4 protein-coding genes and 1 pseudogene are annotated in these 7,003 nt (G+C 59.4%); 4 read left to right on the forward strand and 1 reads right to left on the reverse strand.

The annotated features are described in order from the left end of the window. The first annotated feature begins 157 nt into the window (after positions 1–157). From PDO_RS07120 to PDO_RS28970, 4 genes and pseudogenes are all read left to right on the forward strand, one after another. Positions 158–1,060, forward strand: coding sequence for a dihydrodipicolinate synthase family protein (locus tag PDO_RS07120; protein WP_037072885.1), 903 nt, complete (start codon positions 158–160; stop codon positions 1,058–1,060). Positions 1,061–1,100: 40 nt separating this feature from the next. Beyond that, positions 1,101–2,840: an L-arabinonate dehydratase gene (gene araD, locus PDO_RS07125; RefSeq protein ID WP_007599756.1), complete on the forward strand. Its 1,740-nt coding sequence runs from the start codon at positions 1,101–1,103 to the stop codon at positions 2,838–2,840. 20 nt (positions 2,841–2,860) lie between these two features. Then, on the forward strand, positions 2,861–3,571 hold the full coding sequence (locus PDO_RS07130; RefSeq protein WP_007599758.1) for a ribonuclease activity regulator RraA: 711 nt from the start codon (positions 2,861–2,863) through the stop codon (positions 3,569–3,571). A gap of 91 nt (positions 3,572–3,662) precedes the next feature. Then, positions 3,663–3,942, forward strand: a pseudogene (locus PDO_RS28970) (transposase); the annotation flags it as partial. 131 nt (positions 3,943–4,073) lie between these two features. Here PDO_RS28970 and PDO_RS07140 read toward each other — a convergent pair. Beyond that, the gene (locus tag PDO_RS07140) at positions 4,074–6,308 is read right to left on the reverse strand and encodes a methyl-accepting chemotaxis protein (protein ID WP_007599761.1); all 2,235 of its coding nucleotides are present in this window, start codon (positions 6,306–6,308) and stop codon (positions 4,074–4,076) included. Positions 6,309–7,003 lie beyond the last annotated feature (695 nt).

Genomic DNA, 7,003 nt, shown 5'->3' on the forward strand with positions numbered 1-7,003 from the left:
GCCGAGCGATGCTGATCAGCCAGGGCGACCCGTCGATCTTCGTGCGCAGCCCGCTCAGCCTTTCGCTGCTAATTTTCGCCGTCGTGGTCCTGGTGCTCGTGTTGTCGCCGAGCATCAGCCGCAAGCGCGATGAAGCGTTCACAGAGTGAGGGAGGTGATGATGCAAGACCTGATATCCGCCCTGACCGGTATATCCGGCATTCTGGTCACGCCTTATGATCGAAACGGCGATATTCTGCCGGAACGGCAGAAGCCGATCGTCGACCGGGCAATCGCGGCTGGCGTGCATATCATGGTCGCTAACGGCAATACCGGCGAGTTCTATTCGCTGACGCTGGACGAGGCCGAGGCCATGGTGCAGGCTTCGGCGGAGCACGTGGGCGGACGGGTTCCGCTGATCGCCGGTGTCGGGCGGGGCATCCGCGATGCCTGCAGGCTGGCATCGGTCTCGCGCCGGGCCGGTGCTTCGGCGCTTATGATCCACCAGGCGCCGGATCCGTTCTCCTCGCCGCGCGGGTTTGTGGATTACGTGCGGGCCGTGGCTGATGCGGCTGATGGGCTGCCGATCGTTCTCTATCTTCGCAACGATGCGATCGGCACAAAGGCGATCGTCCAACTGTGTGCGATCCCCTCCGTCATCGGCGTCAAATGGGCGACGCCGAACCCGCTGAAACTGTCCGAAGCGATAGCGGCCTGTGATCCTGAGATCGTATGGGTCGGTGGCCTGGCGGAGGTCTGGGCTCCGGCATTCTATGCCATTGGAGCGCAAGGCTTCACCTCCGGCCTCATCAATGTCTGGCCGCAGCGGTCCGTTGCCATCCATGCGGCCCTTGCGGCCGGAGACTATGTGGGCGCAAACCGGCTGATTGGCGGCATGAAGGCCTTCGAGGCGGTGCGGGCGGAAGAAATGAACGGAACCAACGTCACCGGGGTGAAGGCAGCGCTGGCACTGATCGGCCACGATTGCGGTCCGACGCGTCCGCCCTCCGCCTGGCCGCTGACGGAACGGCAACAGGCGGCTCTTTTGACTTTCATTGCAGAAAACGGGATCAGCTTTTGAGGAGCCGATCGGCAGCGCCATATGGCGTGAGGAGTAAAGAATGACGACGAAGAAAAGGACCTATGAGGAACTGCGTTCCGCGCGCTGGATGATGCCGGATGACCAGCGGTCTTTCGGGCATCGGTCGCGTACCATGCAGATGGGCTATGCGCCGGAAGACTGGGAAGGCCGGCCGATCATCGCGATCATCAACACATGGTCCGATGCCCAGCCCTGCCACATGCATTTTCGCGAGCGGGCTGAATGGGTGAAGCGTGGCGTGCTGCAGGCAGGCGGGTTTCCGATGGAATTACCTGCGCTGTCGCTGTCAGAAAACTTCGTCAAGCCGACGACCATGCTCTATCGCAACATGCTGGCAATGGAGACGGAGGAACTCTTACGCTCTCATCCGATCGATGGCGCTGTGCTGATGGGTGGTTGCGACAAGACCACGCCGGGGCTGGTGATGGGTGCGGTGTCGATGGGCCTTCCGTTTATCTACCTGCCGGCTGGGCCGATGCTGCGCGGCAATTATGCTGGCAAGGCGCTGGGGTCCGGCACTGACGGGTTCAAATACTGGGACGAGCGACGGGCCGGGACGATTTCAAAAGAGGAATGGCAGGGGATCGAGGGCGGGATTGCCCGCAGTTACGGCCATTGTATGACCATGGGGACGGCCTCCACGATGACGGCGATTGCCGAGGCGATGGGGCTGACTCTTCCGAATGCCTCTTCCATTCCGGCGGCCGACGCCAATCATCAGCGCATGTCGGCCGCATGCGGAAGACGGATCGTCGAAATGGTCTGGGAGGATCTGACGCCGGACAAGATCATTACGGCCGCTGCCGTCAACAATGCGGTGACCGTTGCCATGGCAACCGGATGTTCGACAAATGCTATCATTCACCTGATCGCCATGTCGCGGCGTGCGGGCGTGCCGCTGGAACTCGACGATCTCGATCGCATCGGACGTACCACGCCGGTGATCGCCAATATCCGTCCCTCCGGAACGACTTACCTGATGGAGGATTTTTTCTATGCGGGCGGTCTGCGGGCGCTGATGAAACAGCTCGGTGACAAGCTCGATTCGACGGCGGTCACCGTCACCGGCAAGCCGCTCACGGACGCGCTGGAGGATGTAAAAATCTGGAACGAGGATGTCATCCGGCCGCTCTCAAACCCTGTGTATCACGAGGGGTCGCTTGCGGTGCTCAAGGGCAATCTCTGCCCGGATGGTGCCGTCATCAAGCCGGCGGCATGCGACCCAAAATTCCATCAACATCGCGGTCCGGCGCTGGTCGCCGACAGTTATGCGGAAATGAAGACGATCATTGACGATCCGGATTATCCGCTGACGCCCGAGACGGTGTTGGTGCTGCGCAATGCCGGGCCGCAGGGTGGCCCGGGCATGCCGGAATGGGGCATGATTCCCATGCCGAAAGCACTGTTGAAGCTCGGTCTACGCGACATGGTGCGCATTTCCGATGCCCGTATGTCCGGCACGAGTTTCGGGGCATGCGTTCTGCATGCCTCACCGGAAGCTTTTGTCGGTGGGCCGCTGGCGCTGCTCAAGACCGGCGACATGGTTGAGCTCGACATCCCGGCCCGAAGCCTCAACATGCTGGTCTCCAACGAGGAACTGGCGGCGCGAAAGGCTTCGTGGGTGGCACCGGAGCCGCGATACGAGCGCGGCTACGGTTTCATGTTCACCAAGCATATCGAGCAGGCCGACAAGGGTTGTGACTTCGACTTCCTGAAAACCGAGTTCGGCGCCAAGGTGCCTGAACCTGCGATCAACTGATGAGGCATCTAGGAGAGGCAATGAATCCCGCTACCCGTGACAAACTGATGGGCGTGTCCGTCGCAACGCTTTGCTCGGCGCTTTACAAGCGCGGTCTGAAGAACCAGACGATACAGGATGTACGGCCGGTTCGGCCCAAGGGGCACAACATGGTCGGCCCGGCATTCACGCTGCGCTACATGCCGGCGCGCGAGGACCGCAATCCGATGACTGTCTTCCGTGATCCCAAACATCCGCAGCGCCACGCGATCGAAACCTGCCCGGAGGGTTCGGTCCTCGTGATGGACAGCCGCAAGGATCCGCGTGCGGCATCCGCCGGTGATATCCTGATCACCCGGCTGATGGTTCGCGGTGGGGCCGGTGTGGTCACGGATGGCGGCTTTCGTGACGCGATGACAATCGGAGAGTTGGATATTCCCGCCTATCACAACCGGCCATCAAGCCCGACGAACCTCACGCTGCACGAGGCGATCGACATCAATGTGCCGATAGGTTGCGGCGATGTTGCGGTGTTCCCCGGCGATATCATGGTCGGAGACGACGACAGCGTGATCGTCATTCCGGCGGAAATCGCCGACGAGATTGCCGACGAGGCTGTCGAGATGACGGCGTATGAGGATTTCGTCATCGAGCGGGTAAAGGCAGGACAGACGATCATCGGGCTTTATCCTGCGACAGATGAGAGCAACCTTGCGATGTTTGCAGAATGGCGCAAAGTCCACCGAAGATGATGCATTTCGGCCATACTCCCTGAAGCGGAATCTGACTTTGCGCTACTTGCAAGGGGCTGACTTTCGGCCAAAGCAGTTGGTTCCTCTCTAAAAACCTGGCGACATCGTCGTCATGGACAATCTTGGCAGCCACAAATCTGCGGCGATCCGTCAGGCGATCTATGCCGCAGGTGGACGGCTCTGGTTCCTGTTCGCCGGACCTCAATTCAATCGAGCAGGCCTTATCGAGGATAAAGCTCAGGATGAGTAAAGCACAGAGGCGGACCGTTGATGACACCTGGCGGCATATCGGCGGGCTGGTCGAAACAGACCAAACCGACGCATGCGCTAACTATCTCAAAAATGATCAGTATGATTCCGTCAAAAGGTGAAACGCTCTAGGCAGCTGGCTTGAATATGACACCGGACGGCGCGGTTCCAGTCATGATGCGTTGCGACAATGGGTGAGCGCAACGCATCGAGGCTTTCCAGAACCGTTGATCCGGTTCCGGAACTCTCTTCATCAGGCCGCTCGCATTCTTGAGCCTTGACCAGCTACCGTTTGATGCATGTCGAAACGTGCCAGCAGCTCTGAAAGGCGACCGCTTTCATCGGCAAGGCCGGCACCGGCGGCATTCATTTCTTCCACCATGGCGGCATTCTGCTGGGTTACCTGGTCCATATGATTGACGGATGAGTTGATTTCGCTGAGACCCGATGCCTGTTCGCGCGCGCCGAGGGCGATCGCGTCCATGTGCTGGTTGATGGCGGAGACAAGTCCTGCAATCTCGTTCAGGCCGTTGCCAGTATCATTGACCAGCGCCACGCCTTGCATCACCGCGGCTTCCGAATTGCCGATCAGCGTCTTAATCTCCTTGGCTGCGTTGGCGGAACGCTGGGCCAGTTCGCGGACCTCCTGTGCAACGACCGCAAATCCCTTGCCCGCTTCGCCCGCACGGGCCGCTTCCACACCAGCGTTGAGGGCCAGAAGGTTGGTCTGGAAGGCGATGTCGTTGATGACGCCGATAATCTGGCCGATCTGGGCCGACGCCGCCTCGATCCTGCCCATGGCATCGATTGCGTTCGATACGACCGAGCTGGATGTGCCTGCGCGGGCGCTGGCATGGCGAACCATCTCGCGAGCCTCAGAGGCTCGTTCCGACGTCTGTTTTACGTTTGTCGTGACCTGTTCGAGCGCCGCCGCCGTTTCTTCCAGTGAGGCGGCCTGCTGTTCAGTGCGCTTGGCAAGCTGGTCCGAGGCAGTGGAAATCTCGTCGCTACCGCTGCGAACCGTGAGTGCCGACTTGGCCACGCCTTCCAGTGCAGTCCTCAGTTGGCGGATGGAGCTGTTGAAATCGTGGCGCAGGACTTCGAACTGCTCGGAAAACTCCTCTTCGATTTCGCAGAGAAGATCACCGGATGCCAGACGGCGCAGGCCGTAGGCGAGGCCGGAAGTCGCTTGGGTGAGGCGGGCCTCGGCTTCGCTTTCAGCGCGTTTCTGGTAGGTGATGCGCTCGGCTTCGGCCGCCTGGCGAGAGCGGACAGCTTCTTCTTCAAGCTGGCGATTGTGGATGGAGGCTTCGCGGAAAACTTCGACGGCACGAGCCATGTCGCCGATTTCGTCGTTGCGAGAGGCACCATCGATCTTGACCGACAGATCACCGGCGGCGAGCGTACGCATGGCGCCTGTGAGGGCGGTGATCGGGTTGGCGATACGGAAGATTATGGTAGAGAAACCAACGATGGCAAGCGCCAGAGCCAGAAGGGTGGCAACGCCATAGGTGACGATTGACCTTGTAGACGCGGCCGCATTGGCGGCGGTCAGAGCCGCCATTTCCTTTAGCGATGCCGAGGCGATATCGGCAAGCGATGCCTGCGCCGGGGCGGCGGGCTTGCGCCAGTCATCGACATTCATGGCAAAGGGCAATCCGGCCTGGAACTGCTTGATGGCGGCCGCCTTCTGTTCGGCATATGCGCCGGAGAAGTAGGTGTCCTGCGCGACCTTGTGTAGATCGCGGATGGCGGCCGGCGTGGCTTCACTTGCAACAATCTGCGAGATCACGTCCCAGGCCAGAAACACCCGGGCGTCCTGTACGGCGATCTCAGCTAGCTTTTCGGCCGAAAGTGGCTTTTTGGAAATGATGGCGCCGACGATCGACGAGTTGGCGGTACCGAGCTGCGTGCGCGAGGTCCAGGCAAGCGAACGCAGCTGCGTGAACATGATCATGGCAGGACCGCGAGCATTGATGATCGCTTCGACCTGATAGGATGCCTTTTCGAGATCGACGAGCATCTGGTCGGCAAGGCCGAGCGCGCTCTTGCCGACGCTAGCATTGCGATCCTTGACCGGAAGGGCGAGTGCTGCATCCACATTCGCGCGAAGATCGATCCATTTAGCGTAGTTTTCGAGAACCGGGTTGAGGCTGGTTTTCAGGCTCGCGGGTTCGACCTTGTCGATGGTCGATTTGACATCATTGAAGGCGGCATTGAGATCACGCCTGCCATTCTCAATATTCTTGCGGGTAGAGCCCATATCCGCTGGTTCCAGCTTGAGGGCTGAGCTGATGGCTCCACGTTCACCGCGCATGCCGAGCAGCGCATCGAACAGCGATTTATCGAGCGAGGCCAAGCCCGCCAGCTGGCTGGAGATGCGTTGGGTTTCGATCTGCCGCATCAGCTGCTGCGACATCACGCCCATGACTGTGACACTGAGAACCGCAAACACGGTGACCAGAATGTTTCGAACCGAAAATTTCATTGCAATGCCCCCAAAGGGACCGGCGCGGGACGCAATTCCCCTAGTGCACGCCGATCCGATATCCTCCGCGCGACCAAGGTCATCTCGCACGACATAATGAATGTTCAATATTGACTAATTCTTCCTTAATAGACGTTCGTATCGATAGGACTATTCTTGTATTTCCTGTGCGGCGCAACATTTCGTATGATCGTTGGCGTGGCAAAAATGTAGGCCGTGGTCGGGAGGCGATCGGTCGGAGTGCTGGTGAATGGGGTCCTATCTATAGATGATGTCCCGGAGCGGGAGCCCTTCGGAAACACAGAGCCTGCAATTTACATCAACCGGCTGTGCAGCGGGTTGGAGCCCCTAAACTCGATCGTCTGGTTTTGTGCGACACCGAATTCGGTCATGTTTGTGACCAGCGGGACATATCCATCGCAGCGGCGAAGTCCGAAAACTTCGCGCCGACGCCCGCCGACATGTAGCAGAATTGATCGATTGATGGCTTTGCAAAACCACTCATTATTCGCCGCGTCCATTCGGCTGTATCGAGCAGTCCGTACAGGGTCGCGAATATCGAACAACGGCTCCACGTCTTGGAGTCAAATACATATGCCTGCAGTTGGACTGGTATCGAGGCTCCAGTCCTTGGCGCATCTTAGAAAGCGCTCGATACTACTTGGCTGTCAATCGGCGCGGAAAGTTCACTCCAT

Source organism: Rhizobium sp. PDO1-076 (genome assembly GCF_000247475.1).
In the GTDB taxonomy this organism is placed as follows: Bacteria; Pseudomonadota; Alphaproteobacteria; order Rhizobiales; family Rhizobiaceae; genus Allorhizobium.

Excerpts from the sequence above, each read along its gene's own strand:
- PDO_RS07120 (WP_037072885.1), top strand. The coding sequence starts at position 158 with ATGATGCAAGACCTGATATCCGCCCTGACCGGTATATCCGGCATTCTG.
- araD (WP_007599756.1), top strand. The coding sequence starts at position 1,101 with ATGACGACGAAGAAAAGGACCTATGAGGAACTGCGTTCCGCGCGCTGG.
- PDO_RS07130 (WP_007599758.1), top strand. The coding sequence starts at position 2,861 with ATGAATCCCGCTACCCGTGACAAACTGATGGGCGTGTCCGTCGCAACG.
- PDO_RS07140 (WP_007599761.1), bottom strand. The coding sequence starts at position 6,308 with ATGAAATTTTCGGTTCGAAACATTCTGGTCACCGTGTTTGCGGTTCTC.